This is a genomic window from Parabacteroides sp. AT13 (assembly GCF_002272965.1).
GTDB lineage: Bacteria > Bacteroidota > Bacteroidia > Bacteroidales > Tannerellaceae > Parabacteroides > Parabacteroides distasonis.
Genome location: NZ_NQMH01000001.1, coordinates 666,258 through 686,906 on the forward strand (window position 1 = coordinate 666,258; position 20,649 = coordinate 686,906).

The following is a 20,649-nucleotide window of genomic DNA, read 5'->3' on the forward strand; positions in this document are numbered from 1 at the left end:
CATGGAAGATAACTTAATTTTGGAGGGGCTTCTCTCTATGGTTACGGAACTGAAAGAACGGCAGGAGAAGCAGGTAACGCCAGCCAGCCGGGAGGAAACGATTAACAGGCTGGATGTTATCGAACAGCGCATTTCGGATATGCAAGGTAAATCCGGCATTCCAGAAAACACGGTGCAAGAAATTCTAAACCAAATCGGCAGTATCAGAAAAGGGCAGTCCGAGAATCAAAAACAAGACCTTGAAGATATAAAGGGGCTTATCGTGACCTCACACCGATATTTCAAGGAGCGGTTAAAAGTGTTGTTCCCGGCTGATGATACACCAGCCGGAGAAATAACGCCCGTTTCATGGTACGGCAAACTGACATACCGGGTAACTCCCTATCTGAAACCTAAGTTTTTTCTTCTTTCAGCAGGGATAATCATTTGTCTTGTGTCGCTTGTGTTGAATGTACGTTTTGTACAAAAAATGCAGCGGTTACAGGACAATGATATAAAATACCGCTATATCCTGATGAAAGGAAAAGCAGACGGCAGCAGCCTTGATTTGCTGGAAACGAAGTTCAGCCGGGAGCGGGATAACGCTTTCATCCGAAGCCTGACCGATTCGGTGAAAGGCTTTGAATACCGTAACAGGAAGCAGGCGGAAGCGTTGGAACGGGCAAGGCTGTTGAACGAGCAAGCCGAGCAGCTAAAGGAGGAAGCCGACAAGTTGGGCAAGCCATAAAACAAAGCAAAGCCGGAGCAGAACCGCCCCGGCTTTCTAATTCACTTCTTTTTCTTCGTGCAGTGTTCTTTCTCGAACTGGCGTAGCGTGGTAACGCTGAACCGCTCCTTGATGAACTCCCGGACATCGGAAGCCTTGTAGTACACTTTTCCGCTGATTGTGAAATACGGCAACGCACCGATAGCCCGGTAGCGTTGCAGGGTCTTGATACTTACTTTGAACAGCAGGCACAAGTCCTGATTATCCAGCAGGTTGTCATCTTCAGGCAGCACCCTGTCGGCATTGCGCAGTACCCGCACATCCTTGCAGAGTTCTTCCAGTTTGGCGTACAGCTTCTGCATCCATACGCTGAAATCGTCATTGTCTATATACATGATTGCTTCATTTTTCTGATTATACATTATGGTCTGTCAATCAATTGATGAAGCAAAGTTCAGAAATCGGGCGCAAAGAAATTACGGGGGAACTAATGGAATCCCCTATAAATAAATCGTAAGTTGCTGATTATCTATATCCTTTCTTGTCATGTTCCTTTTTGATAAGTTCTACCAATCCATTAAGAAACCCGGTCAGTTTGCCCGGCTTTCGTTTTATCACGTCCTCATGTTTTTGGTAACAGTCACCTATCCTGATGTTGAACAGCCATTCAAAGGCTTTCGCCAAGTCCACCAAGTAGGCGGGCTTGCCGTTCTGATACACGATGTCTTTGGAGAGGAACAGACCGCTTACCATTTCCATAATGTTGATAAGGGTTGTCTTGTCTGCGAGATAGAGAGGGGAAAGTGTTTGTTTGCCAATCCGTTGTTTGAATTGTTCCGGGTACTTGATGCGCCACTCGATAAGACGTATTTCAGTGTTCAAAAGTCCTATCGCTTCATCAATAAGATGCAGATAAGGTATTTTTTTCTTGCTCAAACCGCACTCGATACGATTTAAGACGATGCAATCCAATGGAGAAATAACGCAGTAATACGCTATAATCCTGCTCATTAATACTAAAATCGGCTACATAGGCTGCTAATTCATTAATAGCTTCTATCAACTCGGATGCAGAAACTTTACGTTGAGAATATTCCGATAATAATCGAAAAAACTTCTGTTGTAATAATTTATTCATATTAATTGCTATAACTAAGAATATAGTGAGTATTCCTTATTATCCTAAAATAAAGAAACTCACTATATTGCTTCAATTTTATAGATTTTCTAATTCTTGCAAAATAGCTTTTCCCACCTCTAAGGCAGATTGAGGGTTTTGCCCTGTTATAATTCTATGGTCTACTGTAACATGTGACTTCCACAAACCGGATTTTTCAAAAAGGCAACCTCGTTTTTTCAGTTCTGTTTCAAGCATAAATGGTACTATTGAATCTGTTTTAAGGAATCTTTCTTCTTCATTCGTGAAACTATTTATTTTTCTATCCTTGATTAACAGTTCTCCATTTGATAATTTTACATCTAATAATGCTGCTGGCGCATGACAGACAGCACTTACAACACCCCCATTTTCATAAATTGTTTGAGCTATTCTTCCTAAATCTTGGTTATTAGGATAATCCCACATAACTCCGTGTCCCCCAGCATAAAAAACTGCAATGTATTCTACAGGATTAACTTCTTTGGGATTTAATGTATGCTCTATTTTAAATCGATAAACCGAGTTTTCCCAAAACGCTTTATTTATTTCATCTGTCAAATCGACTGCTTCTGCTGGAGCTTTACCACCTTTGGGACTTACAAAATCTATCTCATACCCAGCACTTATCAAAACAGACCAAGGGTGGCTTACTTCTGATAAATAATAACCTGTTGGATTATTGGTATTTCCCAATCTATCATGGCTGGTAACAACAAATAATATCTTCTTTTTCATTTCCTAATTTATATATATGAAACAATTTCATTAATTTCCTTTCTCGTAGATAGTTGATGTTCTTTGCTGATTGGATAGCCAATGGGAATTATTGCTATAGGTTGAATATATGCTTCTAAATCAAGATTTTCCTTACACATCGCAACATCAAAATTGCATACCCAACAAGTTCCTAACCCTTGTTCTGCTGCTGCTAAACAAATATGCTCAGTAGTTATAGCCCCGTCAATATCAGCATGGTTTTTATTATCAAACTGTCGTTTCCATGCAATATCAGTATTTACGCAGACAACAATATATACAGGAGCTTCCGTAAACCATTTTGCCGGATAGCACTTAGCTAATTTCTGTTTTTGGGAATCGCTTTGTACTACAATAAATGTCCACGGTTGTTTATTGACTGCCGAAGGAGCCAAACGAGCACAATCCAAAATGTAGTCTAGTTTTTCTTTTTCTACCACTTGCTGTGCATAATGCCTAACAGAATGGCGTTCTTTTACTAATTCTAAGAAGTTCATAATTCATATATAATTTAAAAGATTATTTCAGAGAGCAAAATTATACCGATTTCATTCTTTGTTTTTAGTATATATTTTCCTAAATACAGTATATTTGCAACATGAAAAAGGAAAATCTACATCAGCCGTTTGAAATCAGCGTAAAAGAGCTCGAAGAATCTCCTCTTAAAGAGCATGAACATACATTTTTTGAATTGGTTTATATCCTTTCCGGAACAGGTTTACAATGCATCAATAATAATAAATTTGATTATCATGAGGGACATATGTTTCTAATAACCCCTCAAGATTGCCATTCTTTTGATATTCATACTACTACCAAATTCTTTTTCATTCGTTTTAATGATATATATATTCATTCTGGTTTCTTTGGACCTAAAAATATTAAGAACTTAGAATTTATTCTTCAACATGCCAATCATCAACCGGGTTGTATCTTAAAAAACATCACGGATAAACCGCTTATAAAGTCTATAATAGAAGCTCTTATAAGAGAATATGTCAATCAAGATTTGTATAACAAAGAACTGATACAACAATTAATAAATACATTGATAGTCATCGTTACTCGTAACATTGCCAAGTATCTGCCTGAAAAGATTGATGAACGTTCAGAGGAAAAGACATTGGATATTTTGCAATATATCCAAAACAATATATATAATCCCGATAAAATAAAGGCAGACACTATTAGCCAGCATTTTGGCATCTCGCAAAATTATTTGGGGCGCTATTTTAAAAAGCATACAAATGAAACAATGCAGCAATACATCATCAAATATAAGTTGAAGTTAGTAGAAAACAGATTATTGCATAGCGAAATGAGAATCAATGAGATTGCTGCTGAATTAGGCTTTACAGATGAAAGCCACTTAAACAAGCTATTCAAAAAATATAAAGGCGTCATACCCTCTGAATTTAGGAAAAGGAATTTATGACAACTATTTTGTTTTCACTGATTTATCCGTAAATTTGCATTGTTAAGATAAAATTCATGCTAAATACAGAAAACATACAATCACTTATTGATAGCGGAGAAGGCTACAATGTAGAATTTAAGGTTCGTGTTCCTTCAAAGGTGCGTGAACTGACAGAGGAAATATGTGCTTTCGCCAATGCAGACGGAGGATATTTGCTTATTGGAGTAGATGATAACGGACAAGTGGTAGATACTAACTTAGAAAACGATAAGCGTTCTGCTATTCAAGGTTCTATCAGCGAAATATCTCCTGCACTCCACTGTGAATTGTATTCCGTAAATATTGTGAATAAAACTGTTTGGGTGATTGATGTTCCGTCCGGCAAGGATAAACCTTATATATTTTCCGGTTCTATCTATGTGCGTGAGGGGGCAAACTCTCAGAAACTTCGCACAGCCGAAGAAATGCGCAGCTTCTTTCAGGAATGTAACAAAATCTTTTTTGACCATATACCCTGCCATTGGTTCAATATCTACACGGATGCAGACGAACAAATGATTAAAGACTTTCGAACAGAAGCAAAACTAAGTCCGTCCACACCCGACAAACAAATATTTGAGAACTTAGAACTGTTTACCGAGAATGGAACGACAAAGAACGGTGCAGCGATGTTCTTCGGCAAACAACCTGAACGAAAGTTCCCACACGCTGTTACAAGATGTGTTCTTTTCAAGGGAACGAATAAAGTCTATATTATAGATGATAAAACTTTCGGAGGTTCACTGTACCGTCAATATCTACAGGCTATGTCTTGGTTAGAAAGCAAACTGCAAGTAGCGTATAAAATAGAGGGAGCAGGACCAAGAGAGGAAATTTGGGAAATCCCTCTGACCGTATTTAAAGAAGCTATTATAAACGCCCTGTCGCACCGTGATTACTACGAACAAGGCGCAAGCATTATGATAGAAATGTTTGACGACAGGGTAGAGATTTCCAATCCCGGAGGACTTCTGCCTGTTGTGGCTAAAGATTTCGGGCATAAAAGCATGACACGTAACCCACTAATATTCGGGTTATTTACCCGTATGCACTTGGTTGAAAGAGTTGCGTCCGGTATTCCTCGTATGCAGGAAGCCATGAGGGAAGCAAATCTGCCCGAACCGGAATTCCATACAGAGGGGATGTTTACAGTAGTGTTCAAACGTCAAATCTCTAACTCTGCCAACTATGACACAGTAAATGGCATAGTAAATGGCATAGTAAATGAGAATGAACAAGCCATTATCAATTTATTGGCGGCAACTCCCGGCTCAAATGCGTCTGAAATCAGTAAACATTTAAATAAGAGTTTGAGAACAACAATGCGATATATCAAGACTTTACAAGATAAAGACTTAATAGAGTTTAGAGGTGCACCGAAAAACGGAGGATATTTTCTAAAAATAAAGCAGAAATAAAGCTTTATCTTTCATTCAAAACACAAATGGGTGCTGAAAGGGCAAAGTTATGAATATTGTATTCCAAGAAGCATAATCCTAAACCAAAGATACACAGATTGTGGTAATCATTTTTCAAGAACGTATGACTTCTCTTATAAAAAAACGGAATAGAAAAATGATGTTTTATTAATCAGTTATACAATCCACTTAAAAAGTTCAATCATAATCTATTTCTATAAAATGGTGTAGGTATGGATAAAATGTTATGAACTGTTTTTAAAAGAAAAGCTGTTGATACAGAAGACCATTTCGATAACTCCAATAAATACAAATATAAGAAATTTGTTACGAAACATTAAAGTATAAATTTTTAGCTGTTATATTAACAGTAAGTTAAAATAAAACAGTATATTTGTACCATCGTTCTTTGAAATATGTCTGAAACAACCTGAATAACCAATGCTTGAAGTGTATTAAGTTACACAACCGAAAGGTTTGATTGGGGACTACATACGTTCTGTGGCGTAAGGTCATAGCGCATACGCTCATGATGCATTACCATAGGATAAGTATTACTTTATCTATTATAAGGCTTTATACCTTTTATAGATAATCATACCAATTCCTTCTATAGGAATATAGTCTAACAATAATTGCTGTATTTTTCTACGGCAGGAATACGAGGGGATAACAAGTGAACAACGAATATGGTTATTACAGGATTATTTAATACGGCAGGAGATATTTCCTTAGTATTAACTAAAAAGAAGATTTTATGAAAAAGAAATTCTTTAAAAAAGACATTGATGGTCTTATTCAAGGAATAAGTACTATCCTTTCAAAAAACCGTTGTTCACTGACAGATGAAGAGATTGCTCTTTTACAAGATTGTATGAAGCAATTAAAATTGCAAAAGAAACAACCTCAAATAGATTGGGATGTTGTACTAAAAATTATTGCAATGCTATGCCGCTTATTTATTATCTTTAAAGATGTTCAATTCTAATCTGTCCCCCTCTCATTTTCATAAACAATGGATATAGGAAAAGTCATAAAAGAAGCAAGAAAGAGTAAAGGATTAAAACAACAATCCTTTGCTGAAATGTGTGGGATAACTCAAACGTATTTATCTCAAATAGAGAATAATGTGAAAGAGCCGACAATTTCCTTGTTAAAAAGAATCGCAGAGAAGCTACACTTACCATTACCTATTTTGTATTTTCTATCTTTAGAAAAGGATGATATAGAGGAAAGAAAACGAGATGCCTATGAACTTTTAATGCCTTCAATAAAATCTCTCGTAAATCAATTCTTTTCAGACAACTTAAAAGACAAATGATACATAGTCTTAACCATTTAGCACATACTCTTAAGATTGCAAAAGATGAACTTTTATCTCTTGTAAATAACGATAATATATCAAAGTATTATCAAGAGTATGAAATACTCAAATTTCATAGTGATGGGCAGCCTAAAATAGATAAAAATGGCAGACAAAAAAGGCGTATCATAAATCCAAGTACATTAAAGCTCAAAGAAATTCAAAAGAGGATAAACAAATCCATTTTGAATAAGATGTCTATTCCTAAATATATCTTTGGAGGAGCAAAAGGAAAAGACAATGTGCTTAATGCAAAACAACATCAGGGCAAGAAGTTCAAATTTATAACAGATTTAACTAATTTCTTTCCAAGCATTACTAATAAAATGGTATATGATATGTTTATAGCATATCATTTTTCTCCAGATGTAGCAAGTCTGCTAACTAAACTGACGACCTACAAGGGGCATGTTCCGCAAGGTGCTCCTACATCTACTTACATAGCAAACTTAGTTTTCACAAAAACGGGAAATGAATTAGCACAATTAGCAAAGGAATACAATATAACATTCACGTCATTTGTTGATGATTTAACATTTTCATCTTGCTGTGATTTTCATTTCTTAGTACCTACAATAATTGATATTATAACGAGAAATGGCTTTATTATTAGCCATCAAAAAACATTTTACCAAAGTCATTGCCCATCAATTACAGGTGTTATTTGTTATAATAATAGGTTAAGTGTACCTATCTATTTTATGAAAGAGTTGAAAGACGCACAATCTTTATCTCCGAAACAATATCAAGGGAAGATTAGATATAAAGAAAAAGTGGATAGAATATCTGCTGCAAAAGCAAAGAACTTGTTATAATAAAGTAACAACAAAAGAATAGACATTAATAGAAAAACATGGCATAAAGTTTTAATGAAATGGAAATGTAAAATCGTGCCACTTGTTTTAACAACCATACTGGCAAACATAAAAATATAAGGCTAATAAGAACGATGTAAATCTAAAAATAACTCTTATCTTTGCACTCAGAAATCGTACCCAAGATACAAACTGATGTCGAACGGTGCAAAGCTGTGAAAACCTTATTCAAGGGACTAACATCGTAATAAAGATATAACTTATTGAGAAATAGTGCTATACAAACCGATTTTCGGTTGCTGGTGGCACCACTGAAAATCAAAGGGTTACTCATATGAGTAACCCTTCTTTATTTTTACCTCTCTGCGATATAAACTCCACTAATAATGGCTAAAGCGCCAATACCAGAAGCTATCGTAATAGTTTCTGATAGAAAAATCGCAGAAGTTATCAAGGTGACCAGAGGGACAATGTAAATATAATTGGCTGTTTTTGATGCTCCGAGGGCTCTGACTGCCGTATTCCACATGATATAACAAAGCATTGAGGCGATGACACCCAGAAATAATATATTTAAATATACGACTGGCAGTTTCAATAACTCTAGTTTGATATTTAAAGGGTAGATCGCAAAATAGAAGAAAAGAGAAAGTATCCCATAAAAAAATACTTTTCGTGTAATAAACAAGGTGGGATAAGAACGACTCAAACGCTTTAGGATAAGGCAGTAAAAAGCCCACATCGTAGCGGCAACTAAAGTGAGAAAATCACCAAGTGGATTTACTTTTAAAAGAACACTGCCGTTGAAAACAACTAATCCGACTCCAAATAAGGCAACTAAAGATCCATATAACAGTCCTTTCCTAAGAGATTCTTTATAAAATAGGTGAGACAATATCGTTGTAATGATCGGTGCTGTACAGATCAATAATGAAACGTTGGAAGCCAATGTGATGCCCAGTGCCGTATTCTCCGCTATGAAGTATAGGGAACCACCACATAATCCAGACAAGAACAATAAGAATTCATCTTTTACGCAATTAGCCCACAACCGTCGATGCGCTATAGTCAAAATACAAAAATACGCAAGCACGAAACGGTATAACAATATCTCAACCGGTGATAATCCTGTATTAATCAGTATTTTTGTGGAGACAAACGTTGTTCCCCATATAATGACTGTCAATATGGCGATACTATGATACAGAAGATCTTTACTTTTAAACATAATTGTGTTAGAATTAGATTTTTATTTGCTGCAAAGTTATTTAAAGAAGATTGTTTTCCTATACGTCAAGCTTAAATACGATAATTTTCCTATTTTTGTCCTGTTTTGCATTCTATAATTCTAATTCGGGGATATTAAATCAAATAAAACAGGAAAAAAAACTATGGCACTACTTGATGAGACAGATATTGAAATTCTTCATTCTTTGCAAAAGGACGCGAAGATCAATGCAAAAGAGCTTTCTGAGAAACTTCATATCTCCAAGACTCCTATTTACGAACGAATCAAACGTTTAGAAAACGAAGGATATATAAAAGGATATGTGGCATTGGTCGACAATAAAAAAATAGGATTACCCTTGATCATTTTCTGTAATGTATCTTTAGCTGTACACGATGATGAGCATATCGAACGCTTCAAAGAAGAAATACGGAATATCGATGAAATAATGGAATGTTACTCGACGGGAGGTATTTATGATTTCTTTGTCAAAGTGGTTCTTAAGGATTTAGATGCCTATAATCAATTTGTGTTCGAGAAATTAACCAAGGTTCATGGCATCGTGAAGATGCAAAGCTCTTTTGTGCTTAATGAAATCAAGCATACTACAGTTTTGAATATACCCAAAAATAGTTGATTGAAGCTTAATGTCGCAGTATTATATGAAATGTCTCTTTTTTACTATAGAATTGATTAGGGGTTATTTACCTTTGCCCCGATAAATTAAATTCTATAAGATGCAGTCATTTAAAATAATAAAGCCTATTCATATATTAACTCCTTATGTGAGATATTATTGGATACTGGAAGATGGCGCGGATGTTTCTGTATCTGAACGGACTTTACCAACGGGCTGCATACAATTAGTATTTCATAGGGGTAAAAGGCTTTTATTAGTAGGAAAAAAAGAATCGCAGCCTCAAGCGTTCATCTGTGGGCAATGCCTCAACTTTTCAGATGTGATGTCAGCCGGAAAGATTGAAATGATCACGGTTGTTTTTCAGCCGTATGCGGCAAGAGCCATCCTTCAACTTCCCCTTAAGTTCTTTTATGGAGAACTTATAGCGGTGGATGCTATAGCAGATTTGGAATTATCAATATTATCCAGAAAAGTGATAGAGGCTGATGATCATGAAACTTGCATCCGCTTGATCGAGCAGTTTTTGATTCACCGTCTTTATAGGTTTGAAGGCTATGAATATAACTTAAAGCGAATATCCGCAGTCCTCCATCAAATAAATGAACAAGCGAAAACTAATATTTCTGAGTTATCTGAAACCGCATGCCTAAGTTCTAAACAGTTCAACCGCATTTTCTTAGATTATGTAGGAGCTACGCCCAAAGAGTTTCTTCGTATCGTTAGGATGCAACGGGCTTTATTTAAGGTACAACAGAATCCATCCATTTCATTCGCTCAATTAGCTTATGAATGTGGGTTTTCAGATCAGTCACATATGATAAAAGAGTTTAAGCTGTTTTCCGGCTATACACCCACGGAGTATCTTTCCTTATGCGCTCCTTATTCTGATTATTTCTCGGAGTGATCAAGATGTCCTTTTTCTTCTATCCTATAGATACGATACGCTCTACTTTTGTGATGTCTTCGCGAGGACATTAATAGTAACTATAAAAAGAAAACAAAATGAACAATTTAATTGCTTTTTTCGAGATTCCAACTGTAGACTTTTATCGAGCGATCAATTTCTATGAAACTATTTTGGGGTTAAAACTATCGGTTTTCGAGTGTGAGACAGAGAAGATGGCTTGTTTTATCGAGCAAGGAGAAGTGGTTGGGGCTTTGTTCTACGCTCCTAGTTATCAACCTTCGCCGGATGGTATCTTAATCCATTTTAATAGCCAAGATATCGAGGACACTTTATCTAAAGTATTGGATAAAGGGGGTAAAATTATTATACCTAAGACAAAGATTGAAGCGGAAAATAAAGGATACTTCGCCGTTTTAGAAGATAGCGAAGGAAATCATGTCGGTATCTACGAAAAATAAGTATCTTCGGCCAAGATATCCCTACAATATATAATATGAAAGAAAATAAGTATGATGATGAACGCTTTTTCGGTCAATACAGTCAGATGTCTCGCTCTGTACAAGGGCTGAGAGGAGCAGGAGAATGGCATGAGCTAAAGAAGATGTTGCCTGATTTTAACGGAAAGCGTGTATTGGATTTAGGGTGTGGTTTTGGCTGGCATTGTCGATATGCCATAGAGCGAGGGGCGACCTTCGCTTTAGGCATTGACCTTTCCGGGAAGATGTTAGACAAGGCACGGGAGATAAATCCCTCCCCGTCGATCGAATATAAAAGAATAGCAATCGAGGATTTTGATTTTGCTCCAAATTCTTTTGACATCGTGATCAGCTCCTTGACATTCCATTATCTCGAGTCGTTCGATACGGTTTGTACAGAGGTATATAAATGTTTAACGCAAGAGGGTGTCTTTGTCTTCTCTGTGGAACATCCCGTTTTTACTGCTTATGGCAATCAAGATTGGATTTACGATTCGGAAGGGAAACCTGCGCATTGGCCGGTGGATCATTATTTTCAAGAGGGAGTCCGGCATGCTCGTTTTTTGGGAGAAGATGTAACCAAATATCATAAGACTCTTACGACTTACGTGAACGGATTGATCAAGGCGGGTTTCTGTATCACCCATCTGGTGGAGCCTCAACCGGACGAATCGATGCTGGATACGGTTCCCGAGATGCGAGACGAACTTCGCCGTCCAATGATGTTGCTTATCGCCGCTCGAAAGAATTAAAAAAAAGCGTATCTTTGTGGCTGAAAAGATGTCTTTTCCGTGTGCTTGCTAAACCACGTATTAAAAACAAGAAAGATATGAAACAACAAGATGCCGCTTTGGTATGCTTCTCGGGTGGACAAGATTCCACGACTTGCCTTTTCTGGGCGAAGAAGCATTTTTCACGTGTAGAGGCCGTATGCTTCACATACGGACAGAAACATTCCTTGGAAATAGAGGTCGCTCGAAAGATCGCTGCGGATGCGGACGTACCTTTTCAGTTATTGGACGTATCGCTTATCAGCCAGTTAGATCCCAATTGCTCGCTTACGAATGCGAGCATAGAGATGGATCAAGAGAAGCCGGAGGATAGCTATCCGAATACGTTTGTGCCCGGCCGTAATATGGTATTCCTTACTTTCGCCGCTATCTTAGCCCGTGGTAAGGGGATTTATCATTTGGTAACGGGTGTCTCCGAGGCTGATTATAGTGGTTATCCGGATTGCCGGGATACGTTCGTGCGTTCTCTTAACGTAACATTAAATCTGGCGATGGATGAGCAATTCGTAATTCATACCCCGCTTATGGACCGGGATAAGAGCGAAGTCTGGGAATTGTCGGACGAGCTGGGCGTCTTTGATCTAGTACGTACACAGACGCTGACTTGCTATAACGGTGTTATGGCTGAGGGATGTGGGCATTGCCCCGCTTGCAAACTTCGCAAGGACGGATTGGAGAAATACCTGAAAAGGAAAGAAGAGAATCAAAAGTAAATGAAAGAAATGGACGAGAGAAAACAAGAAGGAGAGTTGCACTTATTAGGTGGCTCTACCGTATATAAACAGGATTACGCTCCGGAGGTATTGGAGGCATTTACGAACAAGCATCAAGGAAATGATTATTGGGTACGGTTTAATTGCCCGGAATTCACCAGTCTCTGCCCGATTACCGGACAACCGGATTTCGCTACGATTCATATCGATTATATCCCCGACGTGAAAATGGTAGAGAGCAAGAGCTTGAAGCTTTACTTATTCAGCTTCCGCAACCATGGGGCGTTTCATGAGGATTGCGTGAATATTATCATGAAGGACTTGATAAAATTAATGGATCCGAAATATATCGAAGTTACTGGTATATTCACACCGAGAGGCGGTATAAGTATTTATCCGTATTGCAATTACGGTCGTCCGAACACCAAGTTTGAGCAGTTGGCCGAGAAAAGATTATTTGATCATAATCAATAAGATTTCTGACAAATCGTTATCAGTCTCGGCAAAAAACGGTATATTTGCAGCAAGAAATGTTAACTAACTAATAAATCATTTTAGACCATGAACAAAAGATTGCTTACAGTTGCGGCTTTCGCTTTAGCGGGTTGCGTTACCGTTGTCGCTCAAGACAAGAAAAAAGAGTTCAAGATGCCTACAGGTTATGCCGGTATCACGCATGAGATGTCCGAGTTTTACGAACCGGTTCCTCCCGTTGTCACTCCGGGTACAGACTTAAAAGGTGGAGGTTTCACGGCTCCTTCCGACGCTATCGTTTTGTTTGACGGCAAGGATCTTTCCGCTTGGGAGAGCGTAAAAGGCGGTGCGGCCGAATGGGATGTACATGATGGCGTTTTTACCGTAAACAAGAAGAAAGGTGATATCCAGACCAAACAGAAATTCAACGATTTCCAGATGCACATTGAGTGGCAGGTCCCGACGAATATCACTGGAGAGAGCCAGTCGAGAGGTAACAGCGGTATTTTCCTGCAAGGGATGTATGAGGTTCAAGTGTTAGACTGCTACAATAACCCGACTTACGTGAACGGCCAGACGGGTAGTATCTACAAACAATCCATTCCTTTGGCCAACGCCATGCGTAAACCGGGCGAATGGAACGTGTACGATATCATTTATACCGCCCCCACTTTCAAGGAAGATGGTTCTTATCGCACGCATCCAACCGTAACGGTTATCCAGAACGGCGTGGTTTTGCAGAACCATACGACGATATTGGGTACGACAGAGTGGATCGGTTTCCCACAAGTGAAGAAACATGGCGCAGGCCCTATCATCCTACAGAGCCATGGCGATCCTAGCGAGCCGATCAGCTTCCGTAATATCTGGATTCGTGAGCTATAAGAGAAACGTGTTGATTGTAATAAGAAGGGATGGACTTGATATTAAGCTCATCCCTTTTTCGTTAAATAACAGGCTGGTTTTATATGAGAGAAACATTTTTTTCTATAGCACGAAATTTTAGTTTTCCTTAGATGAAACAAAAGTTTTCCAATGGAGAAACTCTAGTTTCCTGCTGAAAAAACTTTAGTTTTTCGATAATGAAATTAACAAAAACTGTAATTGGCTGATTAATAGCAATTATACTATTATCTCTTCTCCGGCATATATTTCCAAAAACGAGCCGGCATATGTTGGCGATGAAGCCGTGGGTTTAAACGCTCCTTGATAGCGATAGACTTAAAATACTCCTTCCACATACTTTGAAAAAGTTTCTCATCCTTATCCATGATATCCTCACTGAGCGATCCGGTCAATAAATGTGAATCTTTTTCTTCGAAACGGACTTCTATCGTATCGTTAAGATCATAATAATATCCATACTCTCTTTTTAAGTCGTAAATGAGCCATTGCTGATCAGCGAAACGGTCTTGCGCATAAGGTAATACCAAAGGTAATACGTTATATATAGGTGCGATGGCAGCAAAGTAAGTTCCATCCGCCGCTTTTTGGAAACGAAAGAATTGCATCACTCGCAAGCGTTCGTTGTTTACTTTCTTCCAGATCTTGGCCGTTTCCAATATGGCCGGGTCACCAAGATTGAACTCAATCGTGGCTGGAGCGTCGATCGCTTTGCGGATATATCTGAATAACAACAGGTCTACTTCCGGTAATTCCGACAACCAAGTTACCGTCAACCCGGAAAGAGAAGACTTGGAGATTTTCTTCTCAAGCCCTTTCCATACCCGTTCTGCTTTCCGGTCGTCCGTATAAATCCGGATCGCCTCGTCATAGAACAATGGAAATGGCTCGCCCTCGGTTACTAACAAATCCGGAAAAGTCCGGCGGGAATAGGCGTCGAATACGGCGGTAAGCAATCCCTCAAAAGTCTTGTCGTAAACAAATATAATCATTATCAATCCTTCTTATAAAACAGGCGTTAATCTATAAAAGGCAGTATAAGCTGCCGATCGTCTACTTTCTTTCCGCTCTTTCTCGTCAATAGTTGCCGGACGGTTTCAGGGCTGACCTCATTCACGGTCTGCGTCGGGAGTTCCCGGCAAGTAATAAAATAGCTAGCCTTTTTCATGACCACTCCTATTTTCTTCAACTGCTCTGAACCGAGATTAGCGTAACGCCGGGAAACGATTATGATCTTTGCCGATTTCACGCCAATTCCCGGAACCCGGAGAAGCATCTCGTAATCCGCTTTATTGATATCTACCGGGAAGACTTCCGGATGCCGCAGGGCCCAAGCCAACTTCGGGTCCACGTCTAGATCCAGATCCGGATATGCGTCATTGACAATCTCATCTACCTTGAATTGATAAAAACGCAATAACCAATCCGCTTGATATAAACGATTCTCACGGACCAGCGGAGGCGTGGTAAGTGCCGGAAGACGGTTATCATACGCATTTACCGGAATGAATCCCGAATAGTAAACACGCTTCATCGTAGGTCTCTGATATAAGGCGGATGATAGACGAAGTATATCCTTGTCGGTATCCGCCGTAGCACCAACGATCATCTGCGTGCTTTGCCCGGCGGGAGCGAATCGTGGGGCATACCGGAAACGCTTGCGTTCCTCGGCACTTTGTAATACACCTTGTTGGATATAACGCATAGGGGCAAATACGCTTTTAAAATCCTTTTCCGGAGCTAGAGTTCGCAAGCTCGCCTCATTCGGGATCTCTATATTCACGCTTAAACGATCGGCGTAAAGCCCAGCCTCATTTACCAATTCTTGGCTGGCTCCGGGGATACTCTTCATATGTATGTATCCATTGAAGTGATGCACGAGGCGCAAATCCTTGATGGCTCTCACCAACCGTTCCATCGTATAATCTGGGTTTCGAACCACGCCGGAGCTTAAAAACAATCCTTCAATGTAATTACGTCGGTAAAACTCGATCGTGAGATTCACCAACTCGGTAACGGAAAGCGTAGCTCTCGGTAAATCATTACTTCGCCGGTTGATGCAGTAGGCGCAATCATACATACAATAATTCGTCAGCATGATCTTTAAAAGCGAGATGCACCGTCCGTCCTCAGCGAAACTATGGCAAATGCCCCATCCCACGGCACTTCCTATAGCCCCGCTCTTATGCGAACGGGAGGTTCCGCTGGAAGCGCAGGATACGTCATATTTTGCCGACTCGGCCAAGATTTTCAATTTCTCGAGCACTTTCTCGTCCATAATTTCACCGATATGTTTCGTACAAAGATAATGATCTCATGGGAAAAAGCCTCCATTTATAACTTCCTCATTATTTTTTTCGAAAAAAATAGCCAATCCCTTTAAACGAATTTAGCATACCCTTACTCCTCATCATAAGAAAGACAAAATATGGAAACAAGAAAAGAGGTCATAAAGCAAATGGGTGATGAGATGAAAGAGGATATTTTCCTTGAGGTGAACCGTCGTATCCATCGTAATCTACGTAAAAGATTTTGGTTGAAAGCATCCGCTATCGCCGCCTCTATCGCTCTTTTGCTGGGAGTCTCTAATTATATCTCATATCATGAAGGCTATAAGAACCAAAACAGCCAAATGGTCGAGATGGCAAACCCGATGGGCATGAGGTCATCGATTGTTTTATCTGATGGAACACGAGTGATTCTGAACGCAGGTACTACCCTTAGCTATCCGGCAGCTTTTGTCTCAAGCCAAAGAGAAGTGAAAGTGAACGGGGAAGCTTTCTTCGAAGTATCACATGATAAGGACCACCCATTTATCGTAAGTGCGGAAAACGTGAAGGTGAAGGTACTTGGAACTAAGTTTAACGTGAAAGCCTATAAAGAAGATGACCATATAGAGGTCACTCTTACTGAAGGAAAAGTGGGTGTCGGACTAGGAGGACATCACGACATGATGTACATTTCTCCGGGCCAACAAGCTCTTTTCAATAAGATGAAACAATCTTTTTCGAAATATGAAGTAAATTTAGACTACTATACATCATGGAAAGAAGGTAAGTTCTACTTTAAAAGCGTAACCTTCCTAGAGATAGCCAAGCAACTAGAACGTCGGTTCAATGTACATATATCGGTTGAACCGGCAAAACTTCAAAGAACCGTTTTTTCAGGTGATTTCGTGCGGGGTGAAAACTTAGAGCAAATACTTCGGATTATTACCGCAGATAAACGAACGGACTACACCATGCGAGGTGACAGTATATGCATCTATGAGAAATAAAACAATTGAGTATTAATCTTATAAAATGATACAAGTATGAAAGACACGACATGAAAATAACAAAAAAACGGAAAATGCTACCAACATCTTCCGTTTCGAGAGAATGATCTTAGTTCGAATTATAGCGACACAATTACAAACCTAAAATCAATACGAAGATATGCATTTTAAATTAAATATTAGGCGTTATTCGCCGATTTCTCACTTCCATAAAATCGTTAATATTATGAGATTATCCCTAGTACTATGTATGTTGACTATTTTCTGCGCATCGGCTACCGTAAGTTATTCGCAGGTCAACGAGATTTCTCTTCATTTGGAAGATGCCACGTTAGAACAAGCTCTTGAGGCGATCAAGCAACAGAGTGAGTATTCGTTTTGGTATAGAAACGATGAGATTAATCTAGGCCGTAAGGTTTCTGTAAATATCAATAATCAGAATATCGCAAATGTATTAGATAGGCTACTAGCCACTCAAGGACTGGCTTATACCATTAACGAAAAGCATATTGTTATTTACAAAACAAACGAGAAAGCTTCTCATCCTATGATTACGAATAATAAAAAAATAACCGGAAAAGTGACAGATGAGAAGAATGAACCTATCATTGGAGCGAACGTAGTAGTAAAAGGCTCTACAACTGGTACAATTACTGACATGGATGGCAATTTCACATTAGAGGTACCCGATCAAGCTACTTTACTTGTATCCTATATCGGCTATACTCCTAAAGAAGTGGCGGTTAAAAATCAAAACAATCTTTCTATCATGATGATAGAAGACTCGAAGACAATTGATGAAGTTGTAGTTATCGGCTACGGTTCTGTGAAAAAAAGTAATCTGACAGGAGCTGTTTCCTCTGTAAAAACAACAGAGATACAACAAACTCCTATGACTTCTATCGACCAAGGATTAGTAGGCCGGGCTTCCGGTGTACAAGTTACGCAAACTTCGGGTATGCCCGGAGCGGTAGCGTCTATCCGTGTACGTGGTAGTAGCTCTCTACAAGGAGGAAATGAGCCGCTTTATGTAATCGATGGTTTTCCCGTATATAGTGGGACAGGTTTCGGCTCGACGGGTGGTAATACACAAATCAGTGGATTATCTACGGTAAACCCTTCTGATATTGAATCTATCGAGATTCTAAAAGATGCTTCCGCAACAGCCATTTATGGAGCACGTGCCGCTAATGGTGTTGTACTTATTACGACGAAGAGTGGTAAGAAGGGACGTGATATAATAACTTTTGAATCTAGTTTTGGTGTACAAAACGTAGCAAAAACCATCGATGTCATGAATGCGTAAGAATATGCGGCATTGGTTAATGAGGCCTATACGAACGATGGATTGGATGCGCCCTATAACACTACACAATTAGGCGAAATCGCTAAATTGGGTAATGGAACAAATTGGCAAGATGAAATTTTCCGTCCAGCTATGATTCAAAGTTATCAATTGACGTTTTCCGGAGGTGATAACAAAACAACATATGCGATCTCAGGGGGGTATTTTGATCAAAAGGGTGTAATTATTAACTCGGATTTCAAACGTTACTCATTACGATTGAATCTTGATAGACAAATATTCAATACACTGAAAGTCGGCACTCATATGTCTGGTACCCACACGATCAGTAGAACATCGGCAACAGATGTCGGTGGACGTGACGGAGTCGTGAACGGCGCTTTGAAAATGAATCCCATCCAGTCTGTCTATGCGAATGAAGAGACGGGTGAGTATACGCCAACTAACGACCCCGGGTTATTAATCCCGAATCCGGTAGCTACCGCAAAAGAAGAAATATACAATAATGCGACTACACGTGTGTTAGGTGATGTTTATGCGGAATGGGAATTCTTAAAAGACTTAAAGCTTAAAGTATCTTTGGGGATGGATATTATGTATTTGAAGCAAAATAAATATACTCCGTCAAATATCTACCAATCGTTAGGTATCGCATCTGCGAAAGTCGGTGTAAACCGTTCTATTAACTGGCTGAACGAGAATATACTTACTTGGAATAAGACATTCAAGGATATTCATTCTTTGAATATTTTAGGAGGCTTTACCATTCAAAGAAATAATGTGGAATCCGTAACGGGAGCATCTTCTAATTTCGTGAATGATGTCATGAAGTATAATAACCTAGGAGCCGGATCTATTTATGATAAACCGGAATCTTCTGCTACTCAATGGAGCCTTATGTCTTATTTGGCACGTATTAATTATTCGTTATATGACCGGTATTTATTCTCTGTTAACGGACGTGTGGATGGTTCTTCTCGTTTTGGTGGCAACAATAAGTATGGATTTTTCCCTTCGGGTTCTGTGGCATGGCGTATCTCTGAGGAAGGTTTTATGGAACCGGTTAAAGCTGTCATTAATAATTTAAAGTTACGTACCAGTTATGGCTTCACTGGAAATACAGAAATCGGAGTTTACGAATCCTTGGCTACATTGGGAAGTAATAGTTGGACAATCGGAAATCAATTGGTTTCTGGATTTTATCCGAACAGGATACCTAATCCTGACTTGAAATGGGAAAAAACAGGGCAATTTGATATTGGTTTTGATCTTGGGCTATTTAATAATCGCTTACGTTTAACGGCAGACTATTATTATAAAAAAACAACGGACTTATTATATAATGTAGCGATTCCTAGCGCCTCCGGTTATGATTCTATGTTGAAAAATATTGGTAGTGTCCAAAATAAAGGTTACGAGCTTTCTATTGAGAGTGACAACTTAAGCGGGGCATTCTCATGGACAACAGCCTTTAATATTTCATTCAACCGGAATAAAGTATTAGAGTTGGGTGGGGAAACGTATAAAGATGTAGGTACATACGACGATCATTTAAAGACGAGTGATATCCGTCGCTTGATCGTTGGTCAACCAATTGGAGTATTTTATGGCTATCGTTTTGACGGTATTTTCCAAAATGAAGCAGAATGTGCTCAACAAACTTCTTCACCCTCGCCTATCGGTGTCGGACTCCGTCGTTATAAGGACTTGAATGGAGACGGTAAGATTGATGCCACAAACGATCGGGAGATATTAGGAGACGCAAATCCGAAATTCTTTGGAGGTATGACCAACACGTTTGCTTATAAAGGATTTGAGTTAAACGTATTCTTACAATATTCATATGGGAATAAGATTTTCAATTATAACGCAATGGAGCTTGAGTCGCCGACTGGTGGACAAAATGTATATCAGGATCTCGTGAACCGTTGGACACCTACGAATCCAAGTAATGAATACCAAAAAGCGACAACGAATCGGAATAATATCGTAAGTGATCGGTTCATTGAAGACGGTTCTTTCTTGAAATTAAAAACAGTCTCATTGTCTTATAGTTTCCCGAAATTAAATTGGAAACATATCGGAGGTCTGCGATTGTACGTAACCGGACAAAACTTATTGACTTGGACTAAATACAGAGGCTATGATCCGGAAGTGAGCTATCGAGGCGCTTCAACTTTAGAGGCAGGAGAGGACTTTGGCGGTTATCCGCAAGCCCGTACCTTTATGTTTGGCATTAAATTGGATATTAAATAACTTTT

22 protein-coding genes and 1 pseudogene are annotated in these 20,649 nt (G+C 38.9%); 15 read left to right on the top strand and 8 right to left on the bottom strand.

Features of this window, described 5'->3' with window-relative positions; all coding sequences use genetic code 11:
• Nucleotide 1 precedes the first annotated feature (1 nt).
• Entirely contained in the window at nt 2-727 is a 726-nt protein-coding gene (locus CI959_RS03200; protein ID WP_057316773.1) for a hypothetical protein, read from the top strand.
• Nucleotides 728-768: 41 nt separating this feature from the next.
• Here CI959_RS03200 and CI959_RS03205 read toward each other — a convergent pair whose 3' ends face one another.
• The 5 genes from CI959_RS03205 to CI959_RS03225 all read right to left on the bottom strand — a co-directional run bounded on the left by CI959_RS03205 (nt 769) and on the right by CI959_RS03225 (nt 3,118).
• Entirely contained in the window at nt 769-1,101 is a 333-nt protein-coding gene (locus CI959_RS03205) for a helix-turn-helix domain-containing protein (protein ID WP_005645903.1), read from the bottom strand.
• 130 nt (nt 1,102-1,231) lie between these two features.
• The gene (locus CI959_RS03210) at nt 1,232-1,627 is read right to left on the bottom strand and encodes an RteC domain-containing protein (protein ID WP_057316812.1); all 396 of its coding nucleotides are present in this window, start codon (nt 1,625-1,627) and stop codon (nt 1,232-1,234) included.
• A complete protein-coding gene (locus CI959_RS03215) occupies nt 1,605-1,844 on the bottom strand; it encodes a hypothetical protein (protein WP_081033138.1) in 240 nt (79 codons plus the stop codon). The genes CI959_RS03210 and CI959_RS03215 overlap by 23 nt, the downstream gene beginning before the upstream one ends.
• A gap of 78 nt (nt 1,845-1,922) precedes the next feature.
• Nucleotides 1,923-2,600 carry a type 1 glutamine amidotransferase domain-containing protein gene (locus CI959_RS03220; protein ID WP_057316774.1) on the bottom strand — a complete coding sequence of 226 codons (678 nt, stop codon included), beginning with the start codon at nt 2,598-2,600 and terminating at the stop codon, nt 1,923-1,925.
• A gap of 8 nt (nt 2,601-2,608) precedes the next feature.
• Complete coding sequence (locus CI959_RS03225; protein WP_042985800.1) at nt 2,609-3,118, bottom strand: nitroreductase family protein; 510 nt, start codon at nt 3,116-3,118, stop codon at nt 2,609-2,611.
• Between the two features lie 101 nt (nt 3,119-3,219).
• Between CI959_RS03225 and CI959_RS03230 the strand changes: the two genes are divergently transcribed.
• The 5 genes from CI959_RS03230 (at nt 3,220) to CI959_RS03250 (ending at nt 7,673) form a co-directional block, all read left to right on the top strand.
• Nucleotides 3,220-4,056, top strand: a complete 837-nt coding sequence (locus CI959_RS03230; protein ID WP_057316776.1) for an AraC family transcriptional regulator — start codon at nt 3,220-3,222, stop codon at nt 4,054-4,056.
• Nucleotides 4,057-4,112: 56 nt separating this feature from the next.
• Nucleotides 4,113-5,495 carry an ATP-binding protein gene (locus CI959_RS03235; RefSeq protein WP_057316779.1) on the top strand — a complete coding sequence of 461 codons (1,383 nt, stop codon included), beginning with the start codon at nt 4,113-4,115 and terminating at the stop codon, nt 5,493-5,495.
• Nucleotides 5,496-6,252: 757 nt separating this feature from the next.
• Nucleotides 6,253-6,483 carry a hypothetical protein gene (locus CI959_RS03240; RefSeq protein WP_057316781.1) on the top strand — a complete coding sequence of 77 codons (231 nt, stop codon included), beginning with the start codon at nt 6,253-6,255 and terminating at the stop codon, nt 6,481-6,483.
• 27 nt (nt 6,484-6,510) lie between these two features.
• Entirely contained in the window at nt 6,511-6,816 is a 306-nt protein-coding gene (locus tag CI959_RS03245) for a helix-turn-helix domain-containing protein (RefSeq protein ID WP_021645349.1), read from the top strand.
• Nucleotides 6,813-7,673, top strand: coding sequence for a reverse transcriptase family protein (locus CI959_RS03250; protein WP_057316783.1), 861 nt, complete (start codon nt 6,813-6,815; stop codon nt 7,671-7,673). Before CI959_RS03245 ends, CI959_RS03250 begins: the two co-directional genes overlap by 4 nt.
• A 355-nt stretch (nt 7,674-8,028) precedes the next feature.
• On the opposite strand, the gene CI959_RS03255 is transcribed toward CI959_RS03250, so the two are convergent.
• Nucleotides 8,029-8,901: a DMT family transporter gene (locus CI959_RS03255; RefSeq protein ID WP_008772541.1), complete on the bottom strand. Its 873-nt coding sequence runs from the start codon at nt 8,899-8,901 to the stop codon at nt 8,029-8,031.
• 163 nt (nt 8,902-9,064) lie between these two features.
• Between CI959_RS03255 and CI959_RS03260 the strand changes: the two genes are divergently transcribed.
• From CI959_RS03260 to CI959_RS03290, 7 genes are all read left to right on the top strand, one after another.
• Nucleotides 9,065-9,538 carry an Lrp/AsnC family transcriptional regulator gene (locus CI959_RS03260; protein WP_005858424.1) on the top strand — a complete coding sequence of 158 codons (474 nt, stop codon included), beginning with the start codon at nt 9,065-9,067 and terminating at the stop codon, nt 9,536-9,538.
• 100 nt (nt 9,539-9,638) lie between these two features.
• On the top strand, nt 9,639-10,445 hold the full coding sequence (locus CI959_RS03265; protein ID WP_005858426.1) for a helix-turn-helix domain-containing protein: 807 nt from the start codon (nt 9,639-9,641) through the stop codon (nt 10,443-10,445).
• 98 nt (nt 10,446-10,543) lie between these two features.
• Nucleotides 10,544-10,906, top strand: a complete 363-nt coding sequence (locus CI959_RS03270) for a VOC family protein (RefSeq protein WP_005858428.1) — start codon at nt 10,544-10,546, stop codon at nt 10,904-10,906.
• Between the two features lie 35 nt (nt 10,907-10,941).
• Nucleotides 10,942-11,676, top strand: coding sequence for a bifunctional 2-polyprenyl-6-hydroxyphenol methylase/3-demethylubiquinol 3-O-methyltransferase UbiG (locus CI959_RS03275; RefSeq protein WP_057316785.1), 735 nt, complete (start codon nt 10,942-10,944; stop codon nt 11,674-11,676).
• Nucleotides 11,677-11,753: 77 nt separating this feature from the next.
• The gene (gene queC, locus CI959_RS03280; RefSeq protein ID WP_005858432.1) at nt 11,754-12,428 is read left to right on the top strand and encodes a 7-cyano-7-deazaguanine synthase QueC; all 675 of its coding nucleotides are present in this window, start codon (nt 11,754-11,756) and stop codon (nt 12,426-12,428) included.
• A gap of 9 nt (nt 12,429-12,437) precedes the next feature.
• Entirely contained in the window at nt 12,438-12,902 is a 465-nt protein-coding gene (gene queF / locus CI959_RS03285; protein ID WP_005868655.1) for a preQ(1) synthase, read from the top strand.
• A gap of 87 nt (nt 12,903-12,989) precedes the next feature.
• Nucleotides 12,990-13,787, top strand: a complete 798-nt coding sequence (locus tag CI959_RS03290) for a DUF1080 domain-containing protein (protein ID WP_008772537.1) — start codon at nt 12,990-12,992, stop codon at nt 13,785-13,787.
• A gap of 245 nt (nt 13,788-14,032) precedes the next feature.
• On the opposite strand, the gene CI959_RS03295 is transcribed toward CI959_RS03290, so the two are convergent.
• Both CI959_RS03295 and CI959_RS03300 read right to left on the bottom strand, forming a co-directional pair.
• Nucleotides 14,033-14,797: a TIGR03915 family putative DNA repair protein gene (locus CI959_RS03295; RefSeq protein ID WP_057316786.1), complete on the bottom strand. Its 765-nt coding sequence runs from the start codon at nt 14,795-14,797 to the stop codon at nt 14,033-14,035.
• A 26-nt stretch (nt 14,798-14,823) separates the two neighbouring features.
• Complete coding sequence (locus CI959_RS03300; RefSeq protein WP_008779439.1) at nt 14,824-16,083, bottom strand: putative DNA modification/repair radical SAM protein; 1,260 nt, start codon at nt 16,081-16,083, stop codon at nt 14,824-14,826.
• Nucleotides 16,084-16,233: 150 nt separating this feature from the next.
• On the opposite strand from CI959_RS03300, the gene CI959_RS03305 reads away from it, so the two are divergent.
• Both CI959_RS03305 and CI959_RS03310 read left to right on the top strand, forming a co-directional pair.
• Nucleotides 16,234-17,082, top strand: a complete 849-nt coding sequence (locus tag CI959_RS03305; RefSeq protein ID WP_008779440.1) for a FecR family protein — start codon at nt 16,234-16,236, stop codon at nt 17,080-17,082.
• Nucleotides 17,083-17,332: 250 nt separating this feature from the next.
• Nucleotides 17,333-20,644 (top strand): annotated as a pseudogene (locus tag CI959_RS03310) (TonB-dependent receptor).
• The last annotated feature ends 5 nt before the right edge of the window (nt 20,645-20,649 follow it).